Below are 26,692 nucleotides of genomic sequence, written 5' to 3'. Positions count from 1 at the left end.
CACGACCACGATCCGGGAAGCGAGGCCGGCATGAAGGTGATGGCCCAGATGGCAATGGTCATGAACCTCGACAAGTGCATCGGCTGCCACACGTGCTCGGTCACCTGCAAACAGGCCTGGACCAACCGCTCCGGCACCGAATACGTGTGGTTCAACAACGTCGAGACCCGGCCCGGCCTGGGATATCCCCGTATGTACGAGGACCAGGAACGCTGGCGCGGCGGATGGATCCGCGACCGGAACGGCCGGCTGCGGCTGCGCGACGGCGGCCGGTGGAACAAGCTGTTCCGGATCTTCTCGAACCCGAAGATGCCGGCGATCGGCGACTACTACGAACCGTGGACCTACGACTACGAGAACCTCACCACCGCGCCGCTCGGCGACCAGATCCCCGTGGCGCCGCCGCGCAGCCTGATCAGCGGCAAGCCGATGAAGGTCGAATGGTCGGCGAACTGGGACGACGACCTCGGCGGCTCGCCGGAGATCGTCCCCGCCGACCCGGTGCTGAAGAAGGTCGGCGAGCAGGTCCGGCTCGAACTCGAACAGACCTTCATGTTCTACCTGCCGCGTATCTGCGAGCACTGCCTGAATCCGTCGTGCGTCTCGTCGTGCCCCTCGGGAGCGATGTACAAGCGTGTCGAGGACGGCATCGTTCTCGTCGACCAGGACCGCTGCCGCGGCTGGCGGATGTGCGTGTCCGGCTGCCCCTACAAGAAGGTGTACTTCAACCACAAGACCGGCAAGGCCGAGAAGTGCACGCTGTGCTACCCGCGCGTGGAGGTAGGCCTGCCCACCGTGTGCGCGGAAACCTGCGTGGGCCGGCTGCGGTACATCGGGCTCGTGCTCTACGACGTCGACCGGGTGCTCGAGGCCGCGTCCGTCGAGGACGAGAAGGATCTCTACGAGGCACAGCGGCAGGTGCTGCTCGACCCCCACGACCCGGAGGTGATCGCCGGCGCCCGCGCCGAGGGCATCTCCGACGAGTGGATCGAGGCCGCCCAGCGGTCGCCCGTGTACGCGCTGATCAACACGTATCGGGTTGCGCTGCCGCTGCACCCGGAGTACCGCACGATGCCGATGGTCTGGTACGTGCCGCCGCTCTCGCCGGTCGTCGACGCCGTGACCCGCGACGGCCACGACGGCGAGGACATCGGGAACCTGTTCGGTGCGCTCGAATCGCTGCGCATCCCGATCGAGTACCTGGCGGGACTGTTCACGGCGGGCGACACCGACGCCGTCGAAGCGGTGCTGCACCGGCTCGCCGCGATGCGCTCGTACATGCGCGACATCAACCTGGGCCGGGACACGCGGCCGGACATCCCCGACGCCGTCGGCATGACCGAGGAGCAGATGTACGAGATGTACCGATTGCTCGCCCTTGCCAAGTACGACGAGCGGTACGTGATCCCGACCGCCTACGCGGCCGAAGGCCACCAGCTCGAGGAATCCGCCACCGACTGCGCGTTGTCGTTCGAGGGCGGCCCCGGCATGTACGACTCCGGGCCGTTCGGCGAGGCCAGCGGAGGTCCCGTTCCCGTCGCGGTGGAAACCTTCCACGCGCTCCGGCAGCGGCAGACCTCCGAGGGGATGGCGGCGAACGCGTCGAATCCCTCCCGCGTGAACCTGCTCAACTGGGACGGCAAGGGCGTGCCCCAGGGCCTGTTCCCGGCCGGGCATCGAGTCGAGAACCGGGGGAGCGGGCGATGAGGGGGCTGCTGCGCCGTGGCGCGCGCGACACCGCATCGCGGCACCTGCAGCACCGGCTGATCCGGCAGGCGGCGTCGCTGCTGTTGGCGTACCCCGACGAGCGACTGCCGTCCCGTCTCGCGACCGTCGACCGGCTTCTCGGGCACATCACCGGGGAACCGGCGGAGCTGCTGGGCCGGACCCTCGCCGCCCTGCGCGACGGCGATCCCTTCGCCGCGCAGGCCAACTACGTCGACACGTTCGACATGCGCCGGCGCTCGACGATGTACCTCACGTACTGGACCGGCGGCGACACCCGCAACCGGGGCGCGGCGATCCACGCGTTCGCGCAGGCCTACCGCGACGCCGGCGCGGAGCCGCCGCCCGGGGAGGCGCCCGATCACCTCCCGGTGGTGCTCGAATTCGCCGCGACCGTCGACCCGGACGCGGGGGAGCAGCTGCTCGCCGCGCACCGCATCCCGATCGACGTGCTCCGGGTCGCGCTCGGCGAACGCGATTCCCCGTATGCGGCGACGATCGAGGCGGTGTGCGCGACGTTGCCCCCGGTCGGCGATCAGGAAGAGCGCCGCGCCCGGCAGCTCGCGGAGGCCGGGCCGCCGGCCGAGGCGATCGGCCTCGAACCGTTCACCCTCACCGTCCCACCGCGCCGGACCGCAACCGTCTCGGCCCAGACCCGAGCCGAAGGAGTCGACTGACCATGTCCGCAGGGGAGATCTTCTGGGACGTCGTGCCGTACGTCACCATCGCCGTGGTGGTCGTCGGCACGTGGTGGCGCTACCGCTACGACAAGTTCGGCTGGACCACCCGCTCGTCGCAGCTCTACGAGAGCAAGCTGCTGCGCATCGCCAGCCCGACGTTCCACTTCGGCATCCTCGTGGTGATCGTGGGGCACGTCATCGGTCTGCTCATCCCGCAGTCGTGGACCGATGCGATCGGTCTGAGCCAGCACGCGTACCACGTGCAGGCGGTGACGCTGGGCACCGTCGCCGGGATCGCCACCCTCGTCGGGATCCTGTTGCTGATCTACCGCCGCCGCACCCGCGGACCGGTCTTCATGGCCACCACCGCCAACGACAAGCTGATGTACGTGGTGCTCGTCGCCGCGATCGTCGCGGGACTCGCCACGACCCTGATGGGCTCGGGTGTGGTGGGGGAGGAGCACAACTACCGCGAGACCGTCTCGCCGTGGTTCCGCTCCATCTGGATCCTGCAGCCGCGCGGCGACCTCATGGTGCAGGCACCCCTGTCGTTCCAGCTCCATGCGCTGATCGCCCTGGCCCTGTTCGCGCTGTGGCCGTTCACCCGCCTGGTGCACGCCTTCAGCGCACCCGTCGGATACCTGTTCCGCCCCTACGTGGTCTACCGCAGCAGGGACGTCACCCCCAAGGGGCAGCTGGTCGGGTCGCGGCCGCACCGCCGCGGGTGGTGACCGGAAGGGGTGCGCGGCGGCGCGTGTAGTGTGAGATGTTCCGTCCAGCACACCCACTCGCCTGTAGGACCGTCGAACATCTTCATGGCCGCCACCCGCCGCTCCGCCGCCGCTCCGTCCGCCGCCGTTTCGTCCGTCGTCGCCTCCGCGTCGGCACCCACCGAGCCCGACTCCGGAGTTCGGCGCACCCACCTGCCCGGGGGGCTCCGCGTCGTCACCGAGCACGTGCCCGGCGTGCGCTCGGCCGCCGTCGGCGTCTGGGTGGGCGTCGGCTCCCGCGACGAGCAGCCCTCTGTCGCCGGTGCCGCCCACTTCCTCGAGCACCTGCTGTTCAAGGCCACCCCGACCCGGACCGCGCTCGACATCGCCGAACTCGTCGACGGAGTCGGCGGCGAGCTCAACGCGTTCACCGCGAAGGAGCACACCTGCTTCTACGCCCATGTGCTCGACGACGATCTGCCCCTGGCCGTCGACCTCGTCGCCGACGTCGTGCTGCGCGGCCGTTGCCGCAGCGCCGACGTCGATGTCGAACGGCAGGTCGTCCTCGAGGAGATCGCAATGCGCGACGACGATCCCGAGGATCTGCTCGGCGACGCGTTCCTCACCGCCCTGTACGGCGACCACCCGATCGGCCGTCCGATCATCGGCTCGGTCGAATCGATCGAGGCGATGACCCGCACCCAGTTGCACTCGTTCCACGTGCGGCGGTACACGCCGGACCGCATGGTCGTCGCCGTCGCCGGTAATGTCGATCACGACCACACCGTGGAACTGGTCCGTCGCGCGTTCGCCGGGCACCTCGACCTCGCCACGACCGCCGCCCCGCGCCGCGAGGGCAGTCTCCGCCTGCGTACGACGCCGACGCTGAGCATCACCGACCGCGACGGCGAGCAGGCCCACCTGGCGGTCGGCGTGCGATCCTTCGGCCGCCACGACCACCGGCGCTGGGCACTGTCGGTGCTCAACACCGCCGTCGGCGGCGGCTTGAGCTCACGGCTGTTCCAGGAGATCCGGGAGAAGCGCGGCCTCGCCTACTCGGTGTACTCGGGTGTGGACACCTTCGCCGACACCGGCGCGTTCTCCGTCTACGCCGGCTGCCAGCCCGAGAACCTCGGCGAGGTCGCCGCACTCGTCCGCGAGGTGCTCGCCGATGTCGCCGAGAACGGCGTCACCGAGGCCGAGTGCGCCCGCGCCAAGGGTTCGCTGCGCGGGGCTCTGGTCCTCGGCCTCGAGGACACCGGGGCCCGGATGAACCGGATCGGACGCAGCGAACTGAGCTACGGCACGCACTGGAGCGTCACCGAGACGCTCGAGCGGATCTCGTCGGTGAGTGCGGCGGAGGTCCGCGCCGTCGCCGCCGAGCTGCTGCACCGGCCGTTCGCCGCGGCTGTCGCCGGACCGTACCGCCGGCCCCGGGACCTGCCCGCCTCGGTGCGCGTCCTCGTCGCGTGACCGCGGGCTGAGCACGGTCGAGGTCGTCCGGTTGCGTAGGCTGCTGCGGGACGGCGATCGGACGAGGAAGCGTGGAGAGTCAAGTGAACGCAGCAGCAATTCGGGTGGGTGTGCTCGGCGCCAAGGGCAAGGTCGGGCAGGCGATCTGCGCGGCCGTCGAGGCGGCCGCCGACCTCGAGCTCGTTGCTGCGGTCGACCGGGGCGACAGCCTCGACGACTTCGTCGCCTCCCGGGCGCAGGTGGTGGTGGACTTCACCCACCCCGATGTGGTCATGGGCAACCTGCAGTTCCTCGTCGAGCACGGCATCCACGCCGTCGTCGGCACTACCGGATTCGACGACGCACGACTGGACCGGGTCCGCGGCTGGCTGGCCGCGCAGCCGGAGGTCGGCGTCCTGATCGCGCCGAACTTCGCGATCGGTGCCGTGCTGTCGATGCGCTTCGCGCAGGCCGCCGCGCGGTTCTTCGACTCCGTCGAGGTCATCGAGCTGCACCACCCCAACAAGGCGGACGCGCCGTCGGGCACGGCCTACCGCACCGCGGCGCTCATCGCGCAGGCCCGCGCCGCGGCCGGTGTGGGCCGCAGCCCCGACGCCACCAGCACCGAACTCGAGGGTGCCCGCGGCGCCGACGTGGAGGGGGTGCGGGTGCACTCCGTGCGTCTGGCCGGGCTCGTCGCACACCAGGAGGTGCTGCTCGGCACCCAGGGCGAGACCCTGACCATCCGCCACGACTCGATCGACCGGTCCTCCTTCGCGCCCGGCGTGCTGCTCGGCGTGCGCGAGATCGGGGGCCGGCCCGGCCTCACCGTCGGCATCGACCCCCTCCTCGACCTGTGAGGGGCGACCTGGTCAAGGTCCTCGCGCCGATCGCCTTCATCGTCGTCGCGCTGGGGTTCTACTTCGTGCTGCTCGGCGGGCGCGGGCTCGAACTGGTGCGCTCCGGCAACGCCGCGGCCGTCGGGCTCGGCATCGGCGTGCTGCTGCTGCCGTTGGTGGGCGTGTGGATCGTCTACGCCACCGTGCGGGCCGGTTTCCAGCACCAGCACCTGTCCCGGCGGATCCACGAGGAGGGCCTCGAACTCGACGTGCGCGACCTGCCGCGCCGGCCGTCGGGCCGGATCGACCGCGACGCCGCCGACGCCCTGTTCGAGCGGGTCAAGAAGGAGTGGGAGGCCGACCCGGACAACTGGCGCAACTCCTACCGTCTCGCCCGCGCGTACGACTACGCCGGCGACCGCGGCCGGGCCCGGGAGACCATGCGCCGGGCCGTCGCGCTCGAGAAGCTCGAGCGCACGCAGTCCGCCGATTGATCATGCGCCCCGGCGTCGAGCGAATGTATCGTTCATCTCCTCAGCGGTAGCGGGCGATACATTCGCTCGGTCCACGCCCCGGCCGAAGCCTGATCGCGGTTGCGGTTGTCGTTGCGGGGCAGGGACACCGATCGGTCGGCGACGTACCCTGCAGGGTGTGACCGAGGCCCCCGCCGACGGTGAGCGCACTCTGCTCGTCGTCCACCACACTCCGTCCCCGTCGACCCGCGAACTGCTCGAGGCGGTGCTGGCCGGGGCGCGTGACCCCGACATCGTGGGCGTGCGGGTGCGGACGGTGCCGGCGCTGGGTGCGACCGTGCCGGACGTGCTCGCCGCCGACGGTTACGTGTTCGGCACCACCGCGAACTTCGGATACATGTCGGGGGCACTCAAGCACTTCTTCGACACCGTCTACTACCCGTGCCTCGACGCCGTCGCGGGCCGGCCGTACGGGTTGTGGGTACACGGCAACAACGACACCGCGGGCGCCGTCGCCTCGGTGCGCAAACTCGTCACCGGACTCGCCTTGGCGCAGGTCACGGAGGATCTCGAGATCACCGGGCCGATCGACGCAAAGGTCCGTGAACGCTGCTACGAACTCGGGGCGACCGTCGCGGTGTCCGTGTCGGAGGAGTGCTGACCGTCCGGGACGTCGCAGGCACCGGACACCGCGCGGTGCGTCAGAGCTGCTGCTCGACGAACTTCGTCAGGCCCCGCTCGGCGGTCTCCATCGCCATCTTCTGCGCCTTCTTGACCATGAAGCCGGGCAGCGGGATCTTCGGATCGATCGTGAGGGTGAAGTCGACGCGGGTGCCGCTCTCGGTGGCGGTGAGGGTGTAGGTGCCGTCCTGCTGGTGCTGCTGGTGGCTCTCGACCAGGGTCCAGGACATCGATTCGTCGCCGTTCCAGTAGTAGTCCACCACCTGCTCGTCGTGGAGACCGATGATGGAGACGGTCATGCGCACGCGGTGCGGGCGGCCGTCCGGGTGGGTGGTCTCGACGACGACGGTCTTGTGGGGCCCGGACCACTCCGGCAGCCGGTCGACCGCGGCGATTCCCGCCATCACGCGACCCGGGTCGGCCTTGATCTCGAAACTGCTGGAACTGCTGACGGCCATGGGCTCACTTCCTCGTCTTTCGGGTGACGTGCGTCGGCAATGTACCGCACGGCCTCCCGCTCAACCGTCCTCGCGCTCGGACGGTTCCGACGTAGCGGACGGGCCGGGCCCGGTCTCCTCGGCGCGACGCGTCGCGGCGCGCTCGTCGGCGCGGCGCTGATACCGCATCTGCTCGCGCAGCGCCCCCTGGACGGCCTGCGACACCCACGAGTTCAGTGACACGCCGTTCTGGGCCGCCGCCTCCTCGGCGCGTGCCTTGATCTGCTCGACGAGGCGCAGCGTCACCCGGCTGATGTCCCCGGTGACGTCCTCGAAAGTCGTTGTGGTGCCTGTGGTTTCGGTGGGCGCATCCGTGTGCACCTCGAGCACCGCCGCGCTGCCGTCGAGACGCACGGTGACCACCCGGTCGCCGAGCTCCTTCGAGACCTCCGCCGCCATGTCCGACAGTGCCCGCAGCACGGCCAGGCGGGCGGGCGCGGCGACCGCTGTGGCGAGGGCTGCCGCGGTCCGGCGGGTCTGTTCGTCGCCGAGCTCCGCGGCGGCGACGAGGGACTCGGTGATCGCGTCCAGGTACGGGTCCAGGTTCATGACGCCATACTGATGTCAACGATGATGTCAGTCAAGACGTCAACACGCGGCCCGCGTCCGGTGCCGCCCGCGGCGGCGCTACGGTTCGACTGGATCGACAACCTGGAGGAGAACCGATGGCGCCCGAGCCCGTCACGCTGAAGGTCAGGCTGGTGGCCAAGACCGAGTTCGTCCCGCCCGCCGACGTGCCCTGGGAGACCGACGCCGACGGCGGGGAGGCACTCGCCGAGTTCGCCGGCCGGGCCTGCTACCAGAGCTGGTCCAAGCCCAACCCGCGCACGGCCACGAACGCCGGGTACCTACGCCACCTGCTCACCGTCGGGCACCTGTCCGTGCTCGAGCACGGTTCGGTGAGCTTCTACATCACCGGCATCTCCCGGTCGTGCACCCACGAACTCATCCGGCACCGGCACTTCTCCTATTCCCAGCTGTCCCAGCGGTTCGTCCGCGGCAGCGACGCGCCGGTCGTGGTCCCGCCGGCCGTGGCGGGGGATCCGCGGCTCGAGGAACTGTTCCTCGCCGCCGCCGAGTCCAGCCGGGCCGCGTACATCGAACTGCTCGACGCGCTCGACGCGAAACTGTCCCACCTGCCCGAGGGGCCGATCCGCGCGAAACAGGCCCGCGAGGCCGCGCGATCGGTGCTGCCCAACGCCACCGAGACCCGCGTCGTCGTCACCGGCAACTACCGGTCCTGGCGGCACTTCGTGGCCATGCGCGCGACCGAGCACGCCGACGTCGAGATCCGCCGCCTCGCCGTCGAGTGCCTGCGTCAGCTGCAGGACGCCGCGCCGAACATCTTCGGCGACTTCACCATCACCCGCCTGCCCGACGGCTCCGAGGTCGCCGCCAGCGCCTTCGCCGCCGACACCTGACCGGCAGGTGTGTGTGGAACAGCCCCCGTCACGCGGTAGCCTTCTGACCATGACCAACGGTGATTCCGCTTCTGCTGTCGAGCTTCCGTTCGGCACCATCGCCACAGCGATGGTGACCCCGTTCACCGCCGACGGCAAGCTCGACGTGGACGCGGGTGTGCGTCTTGCCGCCTACCTGGTCGACGGCGGCTGCGATGCGCTGGTTCTCGCGGGCACCACCGGCGAATCGCCGACCACCACCGAGAACGAGAAGCTCGAGCTGATGCGCGCCGTGCTCGCCGCGGTGGGGGACCGCGCGAAGATCATCGCCGGCGCCGGCAGCAACGACACCGCCCACAGCGTCGAACTCGCCCGCGACGCCGCGCGGGCCGGCGCCCACGGCCTGCTCGTCGTCACTCCGTACTACTCGCGGCCGCCGCAGGCCGGGCTCTACGCCCACTTCACGGCCGTCGCGAACGCCACCGACCTGCCGGTCATGCTCTACGACATCCCACCGCGCTCGGTCGTGCCGATCGAAACGGAGACGCTGCGCCGGCTCGCGGAGCATCCGCGCATCGTGGCGGTCAAGGACGCCAAGGGCGACCTCAACGCCGGTGCCGAGCTCATCGGCACCACCGACCTGAAGTTCTACTCCGGCGACGACCCGCTGAACCTGCCGTGGCTGTCCGTCGGCGCCGTCGGATTCGTCAGTGTCATCGGGCATCTCGTTCCCGGCCGGCTGCGCGAGCTGTACGACGCCTTCCAGGCCGGCGACCTCGTCCGCGCCCGCGCGGTCAACCTGAGCCTCATGCCGATCCTGCGCGCCGTCTCCCGCCTCGGCGGGGTGAGCGCGTCGAAGGCAGGTCTGCGGTTGATGGGTCTCGACGTCGGCGAGCCGCGCCTGCCCCAGGTGGCGCCGACCTCTGCGCAGATCGACGCGCTCGCCGCGGATCTGCACGCCGCGGGGGTGCTCGCGTGAGCCGCCCGTCGCGCGGCCGGGGCCGCGCCACCCGCAACGCCGGACCGCCCAGCGGCCGGCCCGCGCGCCGGACCGTGCAGACCTCGGCCAACACCCAGCGGCCCGATCCGCGCAAGGTGGCGGACATGTCGGGGCGCCTCGGCACCCCGCCGAAGGCGCCGCCGAAGGGCCTGCGCGTCGTCGCGCTCGGCGGCATCGGCGAGATCGGCCGCAACATGACGGTCTTCGAGCATCAGGGCCGGCTCCTCGTCATCGACTGCGGCGTGCTCTTCCCCGAGGACCAGCAGCCCGGCGTCGACCTGATCCTGCCGGACTTCCGGCACATCGAGGACCGCATGGACGACGTCGAAGCCGTCGTCCTCACCCACGGCCACGAGGATCACATCGGGGCGGTGCCGTTCCTGCTGCGCCTGCGTCCCGACATCCCGGTCGTGGGCTCGAAGTTCACCCTCGCGCTCGTCGCCGCGAAATGCCGCGAGCACCGGCTGCGGCCCAACCTCGTCGAAGTCGTCGAGGGGGACAAGACCACGCACGGCCCGTTCGAGTGCGAGTACTTCGCCGTCAACCACTCGATCCCGGACGCGCTCGCCGTCGCCGTCCGCACCGAGGCCGGGCTCGTGCTGCACACCGGCGACATCAAGCTCGACCAGTTGCCGCTCGACGGCCGCCTCACCGACCTCGCCGGATTCTCCCGGCTCGGCGACGAGGGCGTCGACCTGTTCCTCGTCGACTCCACCAACGCCGAGGTGCCGGGCTTCGTGATGCCCGAACGCGAGATCGGCGGCGTCCTGGACAACGTCATCGGCAAGGCCACCCAGCGCGTGATCGTCGCGTCCTTCGCCAGCCACGTGCACCGCATCCAGCAGGTCGTCGACGTCGCCGGGCGGTACAACCGCCGCATCGCCTTCGTCGGACGGTCGATGGTGCGCAACATGCAGATCGCGCAGGACCTCGGCTACCTGCGGGTGCCGGACGGGCTCGTCGTCGATCTCGACACCGCCGCGACATTGCCCGACAACCGGCTCGTGCTGATCTCCACCGGCTCGCAGGGTGAACCGCTGTCCGCGCTGTCGCGCATGGCGCGCGGCGAGCACCGCCAGATCAACATCAAGGCCGATGATCTCGTCATCCTGGCTTCCTCCCTGATCCCGGGCAACGAGAATTCGGTGTTCGCGGTCGTCAACGGCCTCGCCAAGCGAGGCGCCACCGTCGTCACCCAGCAGAACGCGAAGGTGCACGTCTCCGGCCACGCCTCCGCGGGCGAGCTGCTGTACCTGTACAACGCGGTGCGCCCGACGAATGCGATGCCGGTGCACGGCGAATGGCGGCACCTGCGGGCCAACGCGGCGCTGGCCGAGGCGACCGGGGTGCCGCGGGACCGGATCGTGCTCGCCGAGGACGGCGTGGTCGTCGACCTCGTCGACGGGCTCGCGGAGATCGTCGGACAGGTACCCGTCGGCCACGTCTACGTCGACGGCCTGTCCGTCGGTGACGTCGGCGAATCGACCCTGTCGGACCGGTTGATCCTCGGCGAGGGCGGCTTCATCTCCATCTCCGTCGCCGTGGACGAGAACGGTCGCGCCGTGAGCACCCCGGGGGTGTCCGGCCGCGGCTTCTCCGACGACCCGGGAGCGCTCTCCGAGGCCGCGCAACTCGTGGACAAGGTCCTCAACGAGCTCGCCGCCGAGGGTATCGACGACGCCCACCGCATCGCCCAGGCGATCCGCCGTGTCGTCGGGCGCTGGGTGTCCGACACCTACCGTCGCCGGCCGATGATCGTGCCGACGGTGATCACCGTCCCGGGCCCGGCGTAGCCGCGCCGGCGCAACCGCACCCTGCCGTGCCGGACGGTCCGGCGCTACCGGACGGTCCGGCACTACAGTGGGCCGCGTGAGCCTCGCCCGTGACGAACGACACGCACTCGTCCGCACCATGACACAGACCGGTCCCGACGCCCCCACCCTGTGCGGGGACTGGACCGCCCGGGACCTCGCCGCCCACCTCGTGGTCCGCGAACGCCGGATCGACACGATGCCGGGCATCGTCCTGCCACCCCTGGCCGGGCACACCGAGCGGGTGCGCGCCGAGGCGGCGGGAGGGTCGTGGGAGCAACTGCTCGCCGACATCGAGTCCGGACCGCCGATCTGGTCGCCGCTGTACCTCGTCGACGGACTCGCCAATGCCGCGGAGATGTTCGTCCACCACGAGGACGTGCGGCGCGCCGCGCCCGGGTGGGAGCCGCGACCGCTCGACCCGTCGACCCAGGACCGCCTGTGGCAGATGGCCCGGCAGGTCGGCCGGCGCGGCTATCGCGGCACCGACGTCACGGTGGTGTTCGAACGCCCCGACGGCACCCGCGCGACGGTCCGGCGTCGCGGGCCGCGCACCGTGGTCCTGCGCGGCGAACCCGCCGAGCTGCTCCTGCATGCGTTCGGCCGTGACGAGGTGCGCGTCGAGACGTCCGGGGAGGCGGCCGACGTCGCGGAGGTCGCCGCATCCGGTCGCGGCATCTGATCCGTCCCGGCGCCGGTGTGACCACCGCGTGCGGCTGATGCCGGTGTTGCGGATGGTTCGGTTGTGGACATTGCGACTAACCTGACGGGTATGGCAGGAAAGTCGGGTGCCCGCGGATCGTCGTCAACGACCTCACGGTCGAGGTCGGGCGCGCGCGGCTCGTCCGCCGCCGCGGGCTCGTCGTCGCGGACGAAGAGCAGCACCCGCAAGCCCGCCACAACGACCCGCCGGCAACCGGCCGCGCGGCGCCCGGCCCGCGCCACCACCCCCCGGCGCAAGGCGCCCGCCCGCTCGTCGCGGGGCAGCGTCCTGCACACGCTCGGTCGCGGGATCGGGAGCGGCTGGACGATGATCGCCCGCGGTGTGGGCGCCACCACCCGCACGATGGGCAGGGTGACGGAGGTCGAGCACGGCCACCGCCGCGACGGCATCGCCCTCGGGCTCATCGCCGCGAGCGTCGTCGTCGCCGGCACCGTCTGGTTCGCGGTCGGTGGCCCGCTCGGGGGCTGGCTCGAGACCGCAGTCCGCGCGGTCGTCGGCGGCGCCAGCGCGGTGCTGCCGCTGGCCGGCCTCGTGATCGCCGTCGTCCTCATGCGCACCGAGCCGCGGCCGGAGATCCGGCCCCGGCTCGTCCTCGGGTCGCTGCTCGTCGCGCTTCCCGCACTCGGCCTGTGGCACATCGCCTCGGGTATGCCGGACGACGGCCCGGGCCGCGAGGGCGGCGCCGGGTTCGTCGGCTACCTGGTGGGCGGACCCCTCACCGACGGTCTGACGGTGTGGCTGTCGGTTCCGTTGCTGCTGATGGCGGCCGGCTTCGGGATCCTGCTGCTCACCGGCACGACGATCCGGGAACTGCCCGGCATGTTCCGCGACTACTTCGGTCTGCACTACCGAGCCGACGACGAGTACGGCGAGTACGACCCGGACCCTGCCGGCGGCTACGACCCGGAGCGCGACCCGACCCTGTTCGACGCCGACGGCTATCCCGTCGAGCGGCGCACCCGGACCCGGCGGCGCACCCCGGTCGAGAACTACCCCACGGACGAGTTCGACGGCGACGCCCGCACCGAGGTGCTGCCCCTGTGGGAGCCGGATCCGGCGCCCGCCACGTCGCCGGCACCCGAACCCGAACCGGCGCCGGAACCGGCGCCGGAACCGCCGCGGGCCCGCACCCGGCCCAAGGCGGCCCCCGCACCGGTCCCGCCGGCGGAGGAGCCACCCGCCGACGACAAGCTCGAGCCGCTCGTGCCCGATCGGGTGGTCGAGGGCGACTACACCCTGCCGTCGCTCGGGCTGCTGCTCGAGGGCGACCCACCCAAGCAGCACAGCTCGGCGAACGATCAGATGATCGAGGCCATCACCGAGGTGCTCGAGCAGTTCAAGATCGACGCCGCCGTCACCGGCTTCACCCGCGGCCCGACGGTCACGCGGTACGAGGTGGAACTCGGCCCGGGTGTGAAGGTCGAGAAGATCACCGCACTCGCCCGCAACATCGCCTACGCCGTGGCCACCGACAACGTGCGACTGCTCGCGCCGATCCCCGGCAAGTCCGCGGTCGGCATCGAGGTCCCGAACTCGGATCGTGAGCTGGTGCGTCTCGCCGATGTGCTCGCCGCACCGTCGACCCGCAAGGACCACCACCCGCTGGTGATCGGGCTCGGCAAGGACATCGAGGGCGACTTCGTCTGCGCGAACCTGGCGAAGATGCCGCACCTGCTGGTCGCCGGCTCCACCGGCTCCGGCAAGTCGAGCTTCGTCAACTCGATGCTGGTGTCGCTGCTCGTGCGCGCCACGCCGGACGAGGTCCGGATGATCCTCATCGACCCGAAGATGGTCGAGCTCACGCCCTACGAGGGCATCCCGCACCTGATCACGCCCATCATCACCCAGCCGAAGAAGGCGGCCGCCGCCCTCGCGTGGCTGGTGGAGGAGATGGAACAGCGCTACCAGGACATGCAGGCCAACCGGGTGCGGCACATCGACGACTTCAACACCAAGGTCAGGTCCGGCGAGATCACCGCGCCGCTCGGCAGCGAGCGCGTCTACCGGCCCTACCCGTACATCCTGGCGATCGTCGACGAGCTCGCCGACCTGATGATGACGGCCCCGCGCGACGTGGAGGACGCGATCGTGCGGATCACCCAGAAGGCCCGCGCCGCCGGCATCCATCTGGTGCTCGCCACGCAGCGGCCCTCGGTGGACGTCGTGACCGGCCTGATCAAGACGAACGTGCCGTCGCGGCTCGCGTTCGCCACGTCGTCGCTGACCGACTCCCGGGTCATCCTCGACCAGCCCGGTGCCGAGAAGCTCATCGGCATGGGCGACGGCCTGTTCCTGCCGATGGGCGCCGGAAAGCCGATCCGGATGCAGGGCGCGTTCATCACCGACGAGGAGATCGCGGCCGTCGTCGACTTCGCCAAGAACCAGAAGGAACCGGAGTACACCGAGGGCGTCACGACGGCGAAGGCGGGCGAGAAGAAGGACGTCGACCCCGACATCGGCGACGACCTCGACGTTCTCCTGCAGGCGGTCGAGCTGGTGGTGTCGAGCCAGTTCGGTTCGACGTCGATGCTGCAGCGCAAGCTGCGCGTCGGCTTCGCGAAGGCGGGTCGGCTGATGGATCTGATGGAGACCCGCGGCGTCGTCGGTCCCAGCGAGGGGTCCAAGGCGCGGGAGGTCCTGGTCAAACCGGAGGAACTCGACGGCCTGCTGTTCTCGATCCGCGGCGGCGGGGACGGGGCGGCGCCGGCGCCGGCGGAGTAGGGCCGGCGGCACGGTTCGATGCCGCGACCCGCGTGTGGTTGAATGGGAGACGTGGAGGGGAGTATCCCCTAACCCGCGGCAGTTCCGTCAACACGTGCGACACCGATGTCGTTCCGGGGCTGCCGACCTCGAAGCCGCACCGTCGAGCTGCGATCCGAGGTGGGAGAGACCTCCGGTGGTTAGCTGTACCTACCGGAGGAATATCTGCCGATGCATGTCACCCCGCTCACCTGGATCGTCACCATCCTGGTGATTCTCGGGCTCTTCGTCTTCGACTTCTACGCCCACGTCCGCAAACCGCACGCGCCGTCGCTGCGCGAGTCAGGCTTCTGGTCGGCGGTGTTCATCGGCCTCGCCGTGGTGTTCGGCGTCGTGGTGTTCGCGATCTGGGGGCCGACGTACGGCGGTGAGTACTTCGCCGGTTACGTCACCGAGAAGGCCCTCAGCGTCGACAACCTGTTCGTGTTCGTCATCATCATGTCGACCTTCGCGGTGCCGCGCGAGTACCAGCAGAAGGTGCTCACGATCGGCATCGTCCTGGCGCTCGTGATGCGCGGGGCGTTCATCGCCGTGGGTGCCGCGGCCATCAACGCCTACAGCTGGGTGTTCTACCTGTTCGGGGCATTCCTCATCTACACCGCGATCAAGCTGATCCGCGAGCACGGAGACGAGGTCGAGCACGAGAAGGAGCGGGAGAACCGCATCGTCTCGCTGGTCCGCAAGGTGTACCCGACCACCGACGAGTACCACGGCGACAAGCTGTTCACCCGGATCGACGGCAAGCGCTTCGCCACCCCGATGCTGCTCGCCCTCGCCGCCATCGGCTTCACCGACATCCTGTTCGCGCTCGACTCGATCCCGGCGATCTACGGCCTCACCAGCGAGCCCTACCTGGTGTTCACCGCCAACGCGTTCGCCCTGATGGGCCTGCGGCAGCTGTTCTTCCTCATCGGCGGTCTGCTCGAGCGGTTGGTCTATCTGTCCTACGGCCTGTCCGTGATCCTCGCGTTCATCGGTGTCAAGCTGGTGCTGCACGCGCTGCACGAGAACACCCTGTCGTTCGTCAACGGCGGTGAGCACGTCGCGGTGCCGGAGATCTCGACCTGGCTGTCGCTGGGCGTGATCGTCGGCGTGCTGGTGGTGACGACCGTCGCGAGCCTGCTCAAGACGCGCAGCGAGAAGGCCGACCTCACCTGACCTTCCCGCCGCGCCGGTGACGGGCGTCAGTCGTTGAAGACGCCCATCACCGGGAGCCACTGCGTGATCCGGACCTCGTCGAGCAGCCCCTGACGGGCGAACGGATCCTGAGCCATGACCTCCCGCACCGCGGGCTCGTCCGCGGCCTCGACGAGGATCAGTGCGCCGGACCCGTCGGCCCACGGGCCGGTCGCGCGCACCGTCCCGGCCTCGACGAGTTCGCCGAGCCAGCCGCGGTGGGCGGGCCGGTGCTCGTTGCGGCCGCTCGCGGTGGCCTCGGAGTAGGTGTACTCGACGGCGAACAGGGGCATGGGTCCTCGCATTCGTGACAGGTGGGCGGAAGGGGGCGGCTCAGAGCGTGAGCAGCATCCGGGTGTTTCCGAGGGTGTTCGGTTTGACGTAGCTCAGATCCAGGAACTCGGCGACACCGGTGTCGTACGAGCGGCACATCTCCGCGTACACCTCGGCGGTGACGGGTGTGCCGTCGATCTCGGTGAATCCGTGCCGGCCGAAGAACTCGACCTCGAACGTGAGCACGAACAGCCGTTCGAGTTCGAGTTCGCGGGCGACGTCGATCAGGCGGGACACCACGAGATGGCCGACCCCGCGACCCTTGACCCGGGGATCCACCGCGACGGTCCGGATCTCGCCCAGGTCGGACCACAGCACGTGCAGGGCCCCGCAGCCGACCACGGTGCCCGCCGTCTCGGCCACCCAGAACTCCTGCACGGCCTCGTACAGCGTGACGAGGTTCTTCTCCAGGAGGATCTTGCCCGAGTAGATGTCGACCAGCCGCTTGATCTCCGGAATGTCGCCGGTTCGCGCACGTCGTACGAGGATGCGGTCGTGAGTCTCCTGGTCCGTCGTCCGCGAAGTCATAGTGGTGAACAGTAGCCGGTCGCTCTACCGATATTGTGTCCGTGTGCCGGTCGGATCCCCATGCTCACGTGTCGCCCCGGCGGACCCGGGTCCGCCTCGTCCTGCGGCGACGTCCGTGGCGCGGAGGCCGGCGTGAGCGCGCCGCATCCGGAGGTGGCCGGAACCGGCGGTGCGGCGGCGGCTCCCGGGCCGCATGCCCCCGCGGCCGCGGAGCCGGTCCCGCTGTGGAACATCGCCAACATCCTCACCATGCTGCGGATCGTTCTGGTGCCGGTCTTCCTTCTGGTGCTGTTCGTCGGCGACGGTCACGACGTCGCGTGGCGCATCGCCGCGACGGGTGTGTTCGCCGTCGCGGCGATCACGGACCGCATCGACGGACAGCTCGCCCGCAAGTACGGACTCGTGACCGATTTCGGCAAGCTCGCCGATCCGATCGCCGACAAGGCGCTCATCGGCGCCGCCCTCGTGGGCCTGTCGCTGCTCGGTGACCTGTCGTGGTGGGTGACCGGCATCATCGCGGCCCGCGAGCTCGGCGTCACGGCGCTGCGCTTCTTCGTGCTGCGGCACGCGGTGATCCCCGCCAGCCGCGGCGGGAAGGCCAAGACCCTGGTCCAGACGCTCGCGATCGTGCTGTACCTGCTCCCGCTGCCGGAGGCGGCGATGCCCTTCGCCGTCGCCCTCATGGGACTCGCGGTGATCCTGACGGTGGGCACCGGCATCGACTACGTGGTCCAGGCGGCGCGACTGCGCGCCGGGGTGCACCGCGTCGAACAACAGCACGGGGAGTGAGGCGGTGCCCGACCCGCTCGTTCCCGGCACCGCGGCCGCGGAACTGGTCGCGACCCTGGCCGCGCGGCGGCAGACGGTGGCCACGGCCGAATCACTCACGGCCGGGCTGATTGCGGCGACGATCGCCGGGGTACCCGGCGCCAGCGTGGTGCTGCGCGGGGGGCTGATCGTCTACGCCACCGACCTCAAGTCCACCCTGGGCGGCGTGGACCCGGAACGGCTCGTGGCGGACGGGCCGGTCTCCGAGTCCACCGCCGCGGCCCTGGCCGAGGGCGCAGCGGCTCGCTGCGGAGCGACGTGGGGCGTGGGCATCACCGGCGTGGCCGGACCGGACCCGCAGGACGGGCACCCGCCGGGCACGCTGTATCTCGGGATCGCCGGGCCGGGCGGCACGGTGGTCACCCGCCCGCCGGTGCGCGGGGACCGGTGGGACATCCGGGCCGGGGCTGCCCGTGCCGCCGTGTCGGGCCTACTCACCCGCGTGCGCGGCGCCGCGGGGATGTAGTGTCTTGACACCGCGGTACCGGTGGCAGCCGGACCCGTGCGGAGCCGCGCCCGGCAGGGTTTTCGTGCCCGGGCGGGGAGCCGGGAACCCGGCGACGTGCGTCGTGCGTTGACGGGTTGAGCGACGACGGACGAAGGAGGATGGGATGGCGCTGTTGTTGCGTGAGGCAATCGGTGACAGTCTTCGGCGCACCCGCGTTTCGCAGAGCCGCACCCTGCGTGAGGTCTCCAGCAGCGCCCGGGTCAGCCTCGGCTACCTCTCCGAGATCGAACGCGGGCGCAAGGAGGCGTCGAGCGAACTGCTCGCCGCGATCTGCGACGCCCTCGACGTCCCCTTGTCCGACGTGCTCTTCGACGTCAGCGAGTCGCTTGCCGATGCGGTTCCCGCCCGCGGCCGGACCCCGGTCGGGGCGGCGGCAGGTCTCGGGGCCGAGCCGAAGTCCCGGGACTCGGACGCCCGCGCCGCCGAGCACGCGGCGCTCGTGGCGCAGGACACGCGTGTGGTGATCCCGCCGCCGGCGGCACGCGCGCTGGCCGCCGCATAACATGGAGGACGGACCGCGCCGGCCTGGCCGGACGCGGCCGAAAGCGACACAATTCGGGTCACCACCGGGGGGTGGCTCGGGACACACGGCGGCCGGGTACGCGGGGATCACACGGCCGACCGGAAACGGTGCGCGAGGGCCGCGCACCGGGTCGCGTTCGCCGCGGCGTACCAGATGGAGGCAGGATCACTCCCATGGCTAATCCGTTCGTCAAGGGTTGGAAGTACCTGATGGCGCTCTTCAACTCGAAGATCGATGAGAAGGCCGATCCGAAGGTCCAGATTCAGCAGGCGATCGAGGACGCGCAGCGCCAGCACCAGGCACTGTCCCAGCAGGCCGCGTCCGTCATCGGCAATCAGCGTCAGCTCGAGATGAAACTCAACCGTCAGCTCGACGAGGTCGAGAAGCTCAACGCGAGCGCGCGGCAGGCCGTGCTCATGGCGGATCAGGCCAACGCCGCCGGCGACACCGAGAAGGCCATCCAGTACACGAACGCCGCGGAGGCGTTCGCGGCCCAGCTGGTGACCGCCGAGCAGTCCGTCGAGGATCTGAAGGTGCTGCACGATCAGTCCCTGCAGGCCGCGGCGCAGGCGAAGAAGGCCGTCGAGCAGAACGCGATGGCTCTCCAGCAGAAGGTGGCCGAGCGCACCAAGCTGCTCAGCCAGCTCGAGCAGGCCAAGATGCAGGAGCGCGTGAGCGAGTCCCTGCGCTCGATGGACTCGACGCTCGCCGCGCCCGGCACCACGCCGAGTCTCGACGCGGTCCGCGAGAAGATCGAGCGTCGTTACGCCACCGCGCTCGGATCCGCCGAGCTCGCGCAGAACTCGGTGCACGGCCGGATGCTCGAGGTCCAGCAGGCCACCGTCCAGATGGCCGGCCACAGCCGTCTCGAGCAGATCCGGGCCTCCATGAAGGGCGAGGCGCTGCCCGGCGCGGCGGCACCCGCGACCCCCGCGGTCAACCCCACCAAGGAACCGCCGTCGGCGGCGGGAAGCGCCGGCTCGCAGTAGCGCCGGGGTCGATGGCAGACGGCAGAAACGCGGCAACGCAATGAACACACCCGCACGCGGCCGGACCGGACAGTTCCCCGGTCCGGCCGCGGCTGCGCTCCGGGACATGACCGGCAGCGTGGTCGAGGCGGCGCGCCGCTGGAACGACCCCGCGGCCCGGGTGCGCCGCAAGAAGCGCCGCGCCCGCCGGCGTGCCCGCCTGTTCGGCGCAGCCTCCGGAATGAGCGGTGTCGGCACCGCGACGCTGGTGGCCGCGTCGGCCCCCGACTGGACCATCGTCGCCACCGGCGGGACGACCGCCGCGCTCGTCGTGCCCGCCGTGCTGGCGGTGCGTACCTTCCGGCGCCTCGACGCCGTGCCGCTGCCGCCGCCGGCACCCGCCCGCCGGGCCCTGCCGCCGTCGGGTTCCGTCGCGCGGGCCCCGATGGCCCGGCTGGCGAGCGACGAACAGAGCCTCGCCCAGCTGCTGTCGGTGCTGGCTCGTTCCCGCACCGTCGCCGCCGACGACCTCGAGGAGATCGCCGCGGCCGCCCGGGAGGCCTCCGACGCGCTCGAGGCCGTCGCGGTGGATGTGGTCGCGCTCGAATCCGCCGCCCGGGACAGCGCCGCCGCCGGGGCGCACCTCGGGGCGGCCGTCGCGGCCGCCGGACAGCGACTCGACACGGGCGTCGACCAATTCGAGGAACTCGTCGCCGCCGCGGCCCGGCTCGCGGCGGCCCCCGACGGAACCCGTTCGATGGCCCTGCTCGACCGGCAGCGCGCCGAGCTGATCTCGGCCTCGGACCGGCTCGAGAGCTGGGCCCAGTCGTGGCGGGAGATCCGGCAGATCGAGGGCCGCTACCGGTACTGACGTCGCCCCGGTGGCTCAGTCGTCCAGGCCGCGGGCGACGAGGGCCTCGCCCATCGCCTCCGCGGTCAGCAACGCCCCCACGACGACGGGCACCGCCAGGGCCCGCAGCGAGAAGCCGAGCCCGCGGGCCTTGCGTGCCTCGGTCACCTGCGCGACGATCCCGCCGAGCATCGGGACGGCCCGGACGGTCATCACCAGCACGAGGCCGACCCGCTCCGGATCCACGCCGACCCGCCGGAACGGGCCCAGCCCCGCCACGATCGCATCGAGCATGTCGCTCACCCGGGTGGTCAGCGTCACCAGCGCGGCGAGGGCCACGGCAACCAGCAGCTGACCGGACACCACCACCGCCCGCTCCCAGCCGGCGAGCAGCACCTGGAACGCCGCGATCACCACGAGCATCCACAACAGCGGCCGGAGCTGTCGCAGCGCGGGCCGGGGCGGGATCCGCGCCAGCAGGTAGAGCCCGAGCACGACCGCCCCGGCCACCGGCACCTGCCACGGTTGCCGCATCCACACCGTGAGCGCGACGATGAGCACCGCGGTGACCAGCAGCTTCGGGCCCGCGGGCGCCCGGTGCAACGGCGACGCCGCGCGATGGTACAAGCCCAGGGTGCTCACGCGACCAGCCTGCGGTAGTAGTCGATCGCCGGGCCGGGTGTGTCGTCGGCGACGACGCGCCCACCGTCGACGACGAGCACCCGGTCGAAGCCGGTCAGCAGGTCCAGATGGTGGGTGACCACCACCAGTTGCTGCTCGAGGGCGGCGAAGGTCCGCGCGATCAGCCGGGCGTTGCGCAGATCCAGCAGCGTGGTGGGCTCGTCCGCCACCAGCACCTGCGGATCGGTGACCATGATCGCCGCGAGGGCCAGGAGCTGCTTCTGCCCGCCGGAGAGCAGGTGACTCGGGTGGTCGTGGTGCCCGGCCAGCCCGAAGTCGGCGAGCACCCGCCGTACCCGCTCCGCGCGCTCGGCCTTGCTCAGTCCGCTGCGGCGCAGGGAGAAGGCGACGTCTTCCGCGACCGTGGGCATCACGATCTGATGGTCGGGATCGGTGAAGACGAATCCCACGCGCCGGCGCACCTCGCGGGCCTTGCGGGCGGTGTCCAGGCCGTCCACCGTGACCGTGCCGGAGGTCGGGATCACCAGACCGTTGATCATCCGGGCCAGGGTGGACTTGCCGCTGCCGTTGGCGCCGACGATCCCGACGCGGCGCTCGGTGAGGGTCACGTCGATGCCGTCGAGGACGGTGCGCTCACCGTAGGCGTGGCCCACCTGCCGGAAGCGGATCTCGCTCATGCGGTCGTGCCCGGCCCGGCGCTCAGCGCGCGGGGTCGGTGGCCGGGCGTGCCGGTGCGCTCGGGCTGAGCAGGGCCGGGTAGGCGCGGTGCACCTGGGCGGCGACGACCGCCGCGACGACGGCCTTGAGCAGGTCACCGGGCAGGAAGGTGGCGTTCGCGCTCAGCGCCGCCCACAGCGTGAGATCGGTGCGTGCGAGCATGCCGGCGATACCGAAGACGTAGAGCACGACGATGCCACCGAGGACGTTGACGGCGATGCCCGGCAGCACCCGGTAGCGGGGCAGCATGCGCGCCGAGAGCCAGCCGATCACCGCGACGGCGGGAAGCCAGCCGAGCAGGAAGCCGACCGTCGGGCCGGCCAGCGCCGTGAGGGTCGTGCGTCCCCCGGCGAGCACCGGCAGCGCCAGGCCCAGCACGATCACCGTGGCCACCGACAGCACGCCCTTGCGGACGCCGAGCAGCGCCCCGGCGAGCATCACGCCCAGCGTCTGCAGCGTGATCGGCACGCCCGACGAGCCGACGGTGATCTGCCCGGGCAGACCCAGAGCGATGATCAGGGCGGCGAACACGGCGATCTGCGCCAGGTCGCGGGCGGGCGTGCGGCGGGTCGAGGACACGATTCTCAGCCTTCTGACGAGGGGACCGAACCTGTCGAGGGTATGTCGCCGCGGCGTGCTCCTTCTCACCACCCCGCTCCGGGCCGGCCCCCGAACAGGGCCGCACCGGCCTCCGGGTAACCACCCATCTTTCCCTGATCTCTGCGTTGACCTGGTGTTTTTCCGACCGTGGGGTGTCACGATCGACAACGAACGGCAACGACGCAAGGAGAAGACGATGTTCTGGAAGATCGTGGGTGTGGTGGCGCTGGTGTGGATCGCCCTCGTGGTGGTCGGGGCGCTCGCGGAGCACCTGTTCGGGATTCTCGTGGTGAGCGCGCTGATCTTCGGCGGCTACATGCTGTACAAGGCCGTGGCCGGCAGCAAGGACGACCACATCACCCACGTGTGATGTGGTCGCGGCGGCTCAGCGCCGCAGCAACTGTGCGAGCAGCCGGCGACCCTGCCCGAGCGACACGTCGGGCAGGTACGCATGACCGACGGCGATGCCGATCGTGGGCAGGGCCGCGGCGTCCGGGAACACCATGTACATGGGCCGGTGCTGCGGCTGGAACTTCGCCTTGAAGGCGAGCAGCGACCGGAAGCCGTAGACCGGCTCGAGGGTGCGGCCCAGCAGGTCGAGCAGCGCGTCGAGCGCGCCGCGGTCGAGCGCGCCGCGGTCGAGGGCGCCGCGGTCGAGGGCGCCGGCCGACGGGTCGGCGCCGGCGAGCGGCGCGCCGGACAGGCTGAGGAACTCGAGGCCCTGTTCCTGCGCGGACATGGCGGCCGAGGCGATGAGGAACTCCATCGCGGGACGGAAGCCGTCGGAGCGGCGGCGCATGAAGTCGAGGGTCAGGCCGACCAGGGCGCCGTCCCGGTAGACCGGCATCCACGACGTCACGGCGTGCACGTGGTCGTCCGCGTCGATCGCCAGGAGCAGCCGCACCTCGGGGTCGCGCAGTTCCTCGAGCCCACCGAGGGTGAAGCCCATCTCGGGGAGGCCCTTGTCGGCGACCCATTCCTCGGAGATCTCGACGATCTGCTCCGTCATCGGCAACGGCGCCTCGGTGAACGTCGTCCACCGCGCCTCCACGCCGTCCTTGGCGGCGCGGTTGAGGGCGGTGCGGACGTCCTGGAACTTCTTGCCCTTGAACGCGAGGCCGGGAAGCGCGACGACCGTCTCCTCGGCCACCCGCAGACAGCTCCAGCCGTGGTCCCGGGCGATCGCGGCGGTGTCCTCCCCGACGGAGTAGAAGCACGGGGTCCAGCCGTTGCCGAGGCAGTACGCGGCGAACTCGTCGATCGCGTTCTCCAGGCCGGCCGGATCACCCACCGGGTCGCCCGTGGTCAGGGCGACACCCGAGTGCACGCGGTAGGCCACGGCGTGCCGGCCGTCCTCGCCGAACCAGTAGTGGTTGCCGGGCCACGTCGTCATCCACGACAGCGAGGTGCCGCCGGGGGAGTGCAGCAGTGCACGCACCCGGTGTTCGTCGCCGGGATCGTGTCCGAGAGCGGGGACCAGGAAGCTCCGGACCATCAACAGGCAGAACGCGGCCCACACCAGCACCCCCACCCACTCGAACAGCAGCGTGGCGGCCGGGGTCAGCGGCAGTACCGGCGGCTCGAACAGCTGCAGATACACGGGTGGGACGAGACGTCGCGGCGCGTCGCGCACCAGCGTGGCGGCGCCGGGGTCGCGGTCGAAGCCGTCGGCGAGCAGCGCCCCCACCACCACGTAGGTGACGAGCGCGGCACCCGCCGCGGCGGCGGTGCCCAGCCACACCCGCGGATACGTCCCGCGCGGGGCGCGCACCCCGAACAGCCGGCGGGTCATCAGCAGCAGCACGAGCACCGCGACGAGGGCCAGCAGCGGAGCGAGTTCCATGTACACCGAGCTGGTGCGGCGGGTGCCGTACAGCAGCGACCGGGTCTCCTCCTGCTCGGTGATCTGCACGACCGCGCTGACGGCGGCCACCGCGATCAGGGCGACGTGCCCCCACACCGAGAGCAGCCACGCGGCGCGGCGGCCCCGGCGCAGTCCCTCCGCTCCCACGAGCAGCACCGCCGACGGCATCAGGTTCATCACCAGCGGTCCGATCCCGGACAGGCGCAGCGCCTGCCGCCCCTTGCGGCACTCGTCGCGCAGGGCCGGGTCGGCGCAGATGTCGACCAGTTCCCGTGCGCTGTACGGGACCTGGTCGAACAACTCCCGCAGCGCCGAGAGCGGCCCGATGGCGTGGGGGGAGAACGCCGCCAGGATCGGGCCGAGGACGCTGGCGGCGACCACCAGCGCCACGAGGGTGCGACGCTCCCGCACGGTGCCGCCGAGCGCCGGGCCCCGGGCCGCGCGGCCGAACAGCACGGGTCCGAGGAACAGGCCTGCCAGCGCCGCGCAGAGCCGCACCACGTCCTGCAGGTGCCCCGCGAACAGGGCGCTCGTCACGAGGAACACCAGCACCAGGGTGCGGATGCGGCGCCGCCACAGCGTGCCCATCGCCGCGGTGGCGGCGAGCAGGGTGCCGAGCACCCACGGCAGGGGATCCTCGGTCAGGTGCCCGTGCAGCTCGAAGCCCCACGAGTTCGGCACGGTCGACGCCAGCAGCGCCACCAGCAGGGCGAGCGCGGCACCCGCACCCTGCGAGAGCGCCGCGGCGAGTGCGAATCTGCGGCTGCCGAGGCGGTTCTCCACCGGCACCGCGACGGCGAGGATCGCCACGCTCGACAGGACGTACTCGCCCAGGCCGGACGCGAAGAGCCCGGACGTCCAGAGCACCCACGGATGCCCCTCGCCGAAGCTACGGGTGCCGAGGGAGACGTCGAGGGCCAGGTCGTGGGACGGCCCGCGCCACACGGACCCGGTGGCGATCGCGAGCACCCACATCGCCGCGAGCAGGGTCAGAGCGACGGGGGCCCGGCGCAGCGCCGCGCCGCTGCGCGCGATCACGGGGCGACGAGGCCGAGTCGGCGGCTGAGCCACGGCAGCTCCTTCTCGAGTCCGGCGGACCACACCGCGAAGCTGTGCGCTCCCGGCAGTTCCGTGAGGTGGACGTCCATGCCGGCGGCCCGGGCCGCCGTCGTGAGTTGTTCGATTCCCGAACGGTATTCGCTGTCGTCGAGGCCCACGACGAACGCCCCTGCCGAGCCGGGGTAGCGGTTGCGGGCCAGCAGGTCGGCAGGGTTGTTCCGCGCGAACGCCTCCGTGTCGCCGCCGAACACCTCGCGGATCGTGCGGTCCCGATCGCCGAGGGTCGGCTCGGCCTGGCCGGAGAAGTCGAGGAACGTGGGGTACACCTCGGGGCGGGCGGTCGCGAGCTGCAACGCGCACGTGCCTCCGTACGAGAGCCCGCCGATCGCCCAGCCCGCCGGATCGTCGTCGACCTGCAGGTGCTCGCGGACCCAGGCGGGCACGTCGAGCGCCAGGTAGGTCGCGGCGTTGCCGAGGCGGGAATCGGCGCACAGCGGGTTGTCGAACTGGCCGCCGGTGCCGTCGGCGAGCACGACGACCGGTGCCAGCCCCTCGTGCCCGGCCGCGAACGCGTCCATGATCTGCGGCAGCCGGCCCCCGATCAGCCAGTCGTCGGTGCTGCCGGGCTGGCCGGCGAGCAGCACCAGCACCGGGAGTTCGGGGCGCGGGTCGGCGAAGTAGGCGGGTGGCAGGTAGATCCGCGCGTCGCGGGCGCGGAATCCCGAGACTGCGCCGGGGATCGGGGTGGTCGTCACCGCGCCGGTCGCGGGCAGATCGGCCGGGGGCGACCAGGTCTCGGACAGCGGCCGCCGAGCGACCGTCGCCGTGGCCGGTGCCAGGGCCGCGTCGAGCGGCACGGTGCGGTAGTCGGTCATGCCGAGGGCGGAACGCACGGTGGGGTAGGCGTCGAACACCGCGTTGATCCGCCCCGCGCCCGCCACCACCACCGCCAGTGCGGCGACGACGAGGCCGGCCGCGACGAGCGGACGCGCCCGGTCCCGGCGGCGGACGAGCCACCGGCCGGCCAGGAGCGCGACGGCGAGGACGGCGACGGCGGTCCACGCGTACACATCCCGAGGCAACCGATCCGGGAACGGTCGCCACACCTGCTCGACGAGCACGGCGGCGAGCACCACCAGCACCAGGGTCAGCGCGACGGCCGTCGGAATCCCCGTCAGGAGCCAGCGGCGGTGCCGTCGCGCGGCCAGGGCGGCCAGGCCCGCGACGGTGAGGACGGTGAACACCACGGCCGCCGCCGTCGTCGTCAACCGCACGTCGAGCGCTGCTTCGACGAGCCCGGACCACGACACGCCGTCCAGTATGCGCGAGGCCCCCACCCCCGCA

General features: G+C 71.4%; 28 protein-coding genes. 19 read left to right on the top strand and 9 right to left on the bottom strand.

All coding sequences use genetic code 11. The features are described from left to right. Positions 1-30 precede the first annotated feature (30 nt). The 7 genes from narH to JYA75_RS20000 all read left to right on the top strand — a co-directional run bounded on the left by narH (position 31) and on the right by JYA75_RS20000 (position 6,540). Positions 31-1,707, top strand: a complete 1,677-nt coding sequence (gene narH / locus JYA75_RS20030; protein ID WP_006948304.1) for a nitrate reductase subunit beta — start codon at positions 31-33, stop codon at positions 1,705-1,707. Next, positions 1,704-2,402 (top strand): nitrate reductase molybdenum cofactor assembly chaperone, encoded by a 699-nt coding sequence (narJ, locus tag JYA75_RS20025; protein ID WP_203329274.1) that lies wholly within the window; start codon positions 1,704-1,706, stop codon positions 2,400-2,402. The genes narH and narJ overlap by 4 nt, the downstream gene beginning before the upstream one ends. Before the next feature lie 2 nt (positions 2,403-2,404). Continuing rightward, on the top strand, positions 2,405-3,136 hold the full coding sequence (gene narI / locus JYA75_RS20020; protein ID WP_203329273.1) for a respiratory nitrate reductase subunit gamma: 732 nt from the start codon (positions 2,405-2,407) through the stop codon (positions 3,134-3,136). Between the two features lie 84 nt (positions 3,137-3,220). Further along, positions 3,221-4,588, top strand: a complete 1,368-nt coding sequence (locus JYA75_RS20015; RefSeq protein ID WP_203329272.1) for a pitrilysin family protein — start codon at positions 3,221-3,223, stop codon at positions 4,586-4,588. Positions 4,589-4,671: 83 nt separating this feature from the next. Beyond that, complete coding sequence (dapB, locus tag JYA75_RS20010) at positions 4,672-5,427, top strand: 4-hydroxy-tetrahydrodipicolinate reductase (RefSeq protein WP_170914074.1); 756 nt, start codon at positions 4,672-4,674, stop codon at positions 5,425-5,427. Continuing rightward, the gene (locus tag JYA75_RS20005) at positions 5,424-5,900 is read left to right on the top strand and encodes a hypothetical protein (RefSeq protein WP_006948299.1); all 477 of its coding nucleotides are present in this window, start codon (positions 5,424-5,426) and stop codon (positions 5,898-5,900) included. The genes dapB and JYA75_RS20005 overlap by 4 nt, the downstream gene beginning before the upstream one ends. 157 nt (positions 5,901-6,057) lie before the next feature. Continuing rightward, positions 6,058-6,540 carry an NAD(P)H-dependent oxidoreductase gene (locus JYA75_RS20000; RefSeq protein WP_006948298.1) on the top strand — a complete coding sequence of 161 codons (483 nt, stop codon included), beginning with the start codon at positions 6,058-6,060 and terminating at the stop codon, positions 6,538-6,540. A 40-nt stretch (positions 6,541-6,580) separates the two neighbouring features. Here JYA75_RS20000 and JYA75_RS19995 read toward each other — a convergent pair whose 3' ends face one another. Both JYA75_RS19995 and JYA75_RS19990 read right to left on the bottom strand, forming a co-directional pair. Then, entirely contained in the window at positions 6,581-7,018 is a 438-nt protein-coding gene (locus JYA75_RS19995) for an SRPBCC family protein (RefSeq protein ID WP_006948297.1), read from the bottom strand. 60 nt (positions 7,019-7,078) lie between these two features. Further along, a complete protein-coding gene (locus tag JYA75_RS19990; RefSeq protein WP_185712713.1) occupies positions 7,079-7,606 on the bottom strand; it encodes a toxin-antitoxin system HicB family antitoxin in 528 nt (175 codons plus the stop codon). A gap of 116 nt (positions 7,607-7,722) precedes the next feature. On the opposite strand from JYA75_RS19990, the gene thyX reads away from it, so the two are divergent. The 6 genes from thyX to JYA75_RS19960 all read left to right on the top strand — a co-directional run bounded on the left by thyX (position 7,723) and on the right by JYA75_RS19960 (position 15,910). Then, a complete protein-coding gene (gene thyX / locus JYA75_RS19985; protein ID WP_006948294.1) occupies positions 7,723-8,478 on the top strand; it encodes an FAD-dependent thymidylate synthase in 756 nt (251 codons plus the stop codon). Between the two features lie 49 nt (positions 8,479-8,527). Beyond that, positions 8,528-9,436 (top strand): 4-hydroxy-tetrahydrodipicolinate synthase, encoded by a 909-nt coding sequence (gene dapA, locus JYA75_RS19980; protein WP_006948292.1) that lies wholly within the window; start codon positions 8,528-8,530, stop codon positions 9,434-9,436. Further along, complete coding sequence (locus tag JYA75_RS19975; RefSeq protein ID WP_006948291.1) at positions 9,433-11,250, top strand: ribonuclease J; 1,818 nt, start codon at positions 9,433-9,435, stop codon at positions 11,248-11,250. The genes dapA and JYA75_RS19975 overlap by 4 nt, the downstream gene beginning before the upstream one ends. Positions 11,251-11,326: 76 nt before the next feature. Further along, the gene (locus tag JYA75_RS19970) at positions 11,327-11,950 is read left to right on the top strand and encodes a TIGR03085 family metal-binding protein (protein ID WP_029543318.1); all 624 of its coding nucleotides are present in this window, start codon (positions 11,327-11,329) and stop codon (positions 11,948-11,950) included. A 90-nt stretch (positions 11,951-12,040) separates the two neighbouring features. Continuing rightward, positions 12,041-14,713: a DNA translocase FtsK gene (locus tag JYA75_RS19965; protein ID WP_185712714.1), complete on the top strand. Its 2,673-nt coding sequence runs from the start codon at positions 12,041-12,043 to the stop codon at positions 14,711-14,713. Between the two features lie 210 nt (positions 14,714-14,923). After that, positions 14,924-15,910: a TerC family protein gene (locus JYA75_RS19960; protein ID WP_006948285.1), complete on the top strand. Its 987-nt coding sequence runs from the start codon at positions 14,924-14,926 to the stop codon at positions 15,908-15,910. 26 nt (positions 15,911-15,936) lie between these two features. Here the strand turns inward: JYA75_RS19960 and JYA75_RS19955 are convergent, their stop codons facing one another. Continuing rightward, complete coding sequence (locus JYA75_RS19955; protein WP_050035110.1) at positions 15,937-16,221, bottom strand: YciI family protein; 285 nt, start codon at positions 16,219-16,221, stop codon at positions 15,937-15,939. Between the two features lie 40 nt (positions 16,222-16,261). After that, positions 16,262-16,789 (bottom strand): amino-acid N-acetyltransferase, encoded by a 528-nt coding sequence (locus tag JYA75_RS19950; RefSeq protein WP_170914076.1) that lies wholly within the window; start codon positions 16,787-16,789, stop codon positions 16,262-16,264. Positions 16,790-16,849: 60 nt separating this feature from the next. Here JYA75_RS19950 and pgsA point away from each other — a divergent pair, with 60 nt between their 5' ends. The 5 genes from pgsA (at position 16,850) to JYA75_RS19925 (ending at position 20,487) form a co-directional block, all read left to right on the top strand. Continuing rightward, a complete protein-coding gene (gene pgsA / locus JYA75_RS19945) occupies positions 16,850-17,578 on the top strand; it encodes a CDP-diacylglycerol--glycerol-3-phosphate 3-phosphatidyltransferase (RefSeq protein WP_102799888.1) in 729 nt (242 codons plus the stop codon). Positions 17,579-17,582: 4 nt separating this feature from the next. Then, positions 17,583-18,083, top strand: a complete 501-nt coding sequence (locus JYA75_RS19940; RefSeq protein WP_050035111.1) for a CinA family protein — start codon at positions 17,583-17,585, stop codon at positions 18,081-18,083. Positions 18,084-18,228: 145 nt separating this feature from the next. Continuing rightward, the gene (locus JYA75_RS19935; protein ID WP_006948280.1) at positions 18,229-18,627 is read left to right on the top strand and encodes a helix-turn-helix transcriptional regulator; all 399 of its coding nucleotides are present in this window, start codon (positions 18,229-18,231) and stop codon (positions 18,625-18,627) included. Positions 18,628-18,821: 194 nt separating this feature from the next. Next, positions 18,822-19,637, top strand: coding sequence for a PspA/IM30 family protein (locus JYA75_RS19930; protein WP_003935651.1), 816 nt, complete (start codon positions 18,822-18,824; stop codon positions 19,635-19,637). Between the two features lie 40 nt (positions 19,638-19,677). Further along, positions 19,678-20,487, top strand: coding sequence for a hypothetical protein (locus JYA75_RS19925; RefSeq protein WP_029543323.1), 810 nt, complete (start codon positions 19,678-19,680; stop codon positions 20,485-20,487). Positions 20,488-20,502: 15 nt separating this feature from the next. Here the strand turns inward: JYA75_RS19925 and JYA75_RS19920 are convergent, their stop codons facing one another. From JYA75_RS19920 to JYA75_RS19910, 3 genes are read right to left on the bottom strand one after another with little or no spacing between them, the layout of a single operon-like run. Beyond that, complete coding sequence (locus JYA75_RS19920; protein ID WP_006948278.1) at positions 20,503-21,108, bottom strand: energy-coupling factor transporter transmembrane protein EcfT; 606 nt, start codon at positions 21,106-21,108, stop codon at positions 20,503-20,505. Further along, positions 21,105-21,785, bottom strand: coding sequence for an ABC transporter ATP-binding protein (locus JYA75_RS19915; RefSeq protein WP_029543325.1), 681 nt, complete (start codon positions 21,783-21,785; stop codon positions 21,105-21,107). The genes JYA75_RS19920 and JYA75_RS19915 overlap by 4 nt, the downstream gene beginning before the upstream one ends. Positions 21,786-21,807: 22 nt before the next feature. After that, positions 21,808-22,404, bottom strand: coding sequence for a biotin transporter BioY (locus JYA75_RS19910; protein ID WP_006948276.1), 597 nt, complete (start codon positions 22,402-22,404; stop codon positions 21,808-21,810). A 217-nt stretch (positions 22,405-22,621) separates the two neighbouring features. On the opposite strand from JYA75_RS19910, the gene JYA75_RS19905 reads away from it, so the two are divergent. Beyond that, a complete protein-coding gene (locus tag JYA75_RS19905; RefSeq protein ID WP_029543328.1) occupies positions 22,622-22,795 on the top strand; it encodes a hypothetical protein in 174 nt (57 codons plus the stop codon). Between the two features lie 15 nt (positions 22,796-22,810). Here the strand turns inward: JYA75_RS19905 and JYA75_RS19900 are convergent, their stop codons facing one another. Both JYA75_RS19900 and JYA75_RS19895 read right to left on the bottom strand, forming a co-directional pair. Next, positions 22,811-25,327, bottom strand: a complete 2,517-nt coding sequence (locus JYA75_RS19900) for a DUF2156 domain-containing protein (protein WP_185712715.1) — start codon at positions 25,325-25,327, stop codon at positions 22,811-22,813. After that, on the bottom strand, positions 25,324-26,658 hold the full coding sequence (locus tag JYA75_RS19895) for an alpha/beta hydrolase-fold protein (protein WP_029543331.1): 1,335 nt from the start codon (positions 26,656-26,658) through the stop codon (positions 25,324-25,326). Before JYA75_RS19895 ends, JYA75_RS19900 begins: the two co-directional genes overlap by 4 nt. Positions 26,659-26,692: the final 34 nt, after the last annotated feature.

Source organism: Rhodococcus sp. PSBB066, from assembly GCF_017068255.1.
In the GTDB taxonomy this organism is placed as follows: domain Bacteria; phylum Actinomycetota; class Actinomycetes; order Mycobacteriales; family Mycobacteriaceae; genus Rhodococcus; species Rhodococcus aetherivorans.
This window is presented reverse-complemented; position numbering and strand designations above follow the sequence as displayed.

Bases quoted from the DNA above. Each gene is read 5' to 3' on its own strand.
- narH (WP_006948304.1), top strand. From the start codon at position 31: ATGAAGGTGATGGCCCAGATGGCAATGGTCATGAACCTCGACAAGTGC.
- narJ (WP_203329274.1), top strand. From the start codon at position 1,704: ATGAGGGGGCTGCTGCGCCGTGGCGCGCGCGACACCGCATCGCGGCAC.
- narI (WP_203329273.1), top strand. From the start codon at position 2,405: ATGTCCGCAGGGGAGATCTTCTGGGACGTCGTGCCGTACGTCACCATC.
- JYA75_RS20015 (WP_203329272.1), top strand. From the start codon at position 3,221: ATGGCCGCCACCCGCCGCTCCGCCGCCGCTCCGTCCGCCGCCGTTTCG.
- JYA75_RS19995 (WP_006948297.1), bottom strand. From the start codon at position 7,018: ATGGCCGTCAGCAGTTCCAGCAGTTTCGAGATCAAGGCCGACCCGGGT.
- JYA75_RS19990 (WP_185712713.1), bottom strand. From the start codon at position 7,606: ATGAACCTGGACCCGTACCTGGACGCGATCACCGAGTCCCTCGTCGCC.
- thyX (WP_006948294.1), top strand. From the start codon at position 7,723: ATGGCGCCCGAGCCCGTCACGCTGAAGGTCAGGCTGGTGGCCAAGACC.
- dapA (WP_006948292.1), top strand. From the start codon at position 8,528: ATGACCAACGGTGATTCCGCTTCTGCTGTCGAGCTTCCGTTCGGCACC.
- JYA75_RS19965 (WP_185712714.1), top strand. From the start codon at position 12,041: ATGGCAGGAAAGTCGGGTGCCCGCGGATCGTCGTCAACGACCTCACGG.
- JYA75_RS19960 (WP_006948285.1), top strand. From the start codon at position 14,924: ATGCATGTCACCCCGCTCACCTGGATCGTCACCATCCTGGTGATTCTC.
- JYA75_RS19955 (WP_050035110.1), bottom strand. From the start codon at position 16,221: ATGCCCCTGTTCGCCGTCGAGTACACCTACTCCGAGGCCACCGCGAGC.
- JYA75_RS19950 (WP_170914076.1), bottom strand. From the start codon at position 16,789: ATGACTTCGCGGACGACGGACCAGGAGACTCACGACCGCATCCTCGTA.
- pgsA (WP_102799888.1), top strand. From the start codon at position 16,850: ATGCTCACGTGTCGCCCCGGCGGACCCGGGTCCGCCTCGTCCTGCGGC.
- JYA75_RS19935 (WP_006948280.1), top strand. From the start codon at position 18,229: ATGGCGCTGTTGTTGCGTGAGGCAATCGGTGACAGTCTTCGGCGCACC.
- JYA75_RS19930 (WP_003935651.1), top strand. From the start codon at position 18,822: ATGGCTAATCCGTTCGTCAAGGGTTGGAAGTACCTGATGGCGCTCTTC.
- JYA75_RS19925 (WP_029543323.1), top strand. From the start codon at position 19,678: ATGAACACACCCGCACGCGGCCGGACCGGACAGTTCCCCGGTCCGGCC.
- JYA75_RS19915 (WP_029543325.1), bottom strand. From the start codon at position 21,785: ATGAGCGAGATCCGCTTCCGGCAGGTGGGCCACGCCTACGGTGAGCGC.
- JYA75_RS19905 (WP_029543328.1), top strand. From the start codon at position 22,622: ATGTTCTGGAAGATCGTGGGTGTGGTGGCGCTGGTGTGGATCGCCCTC.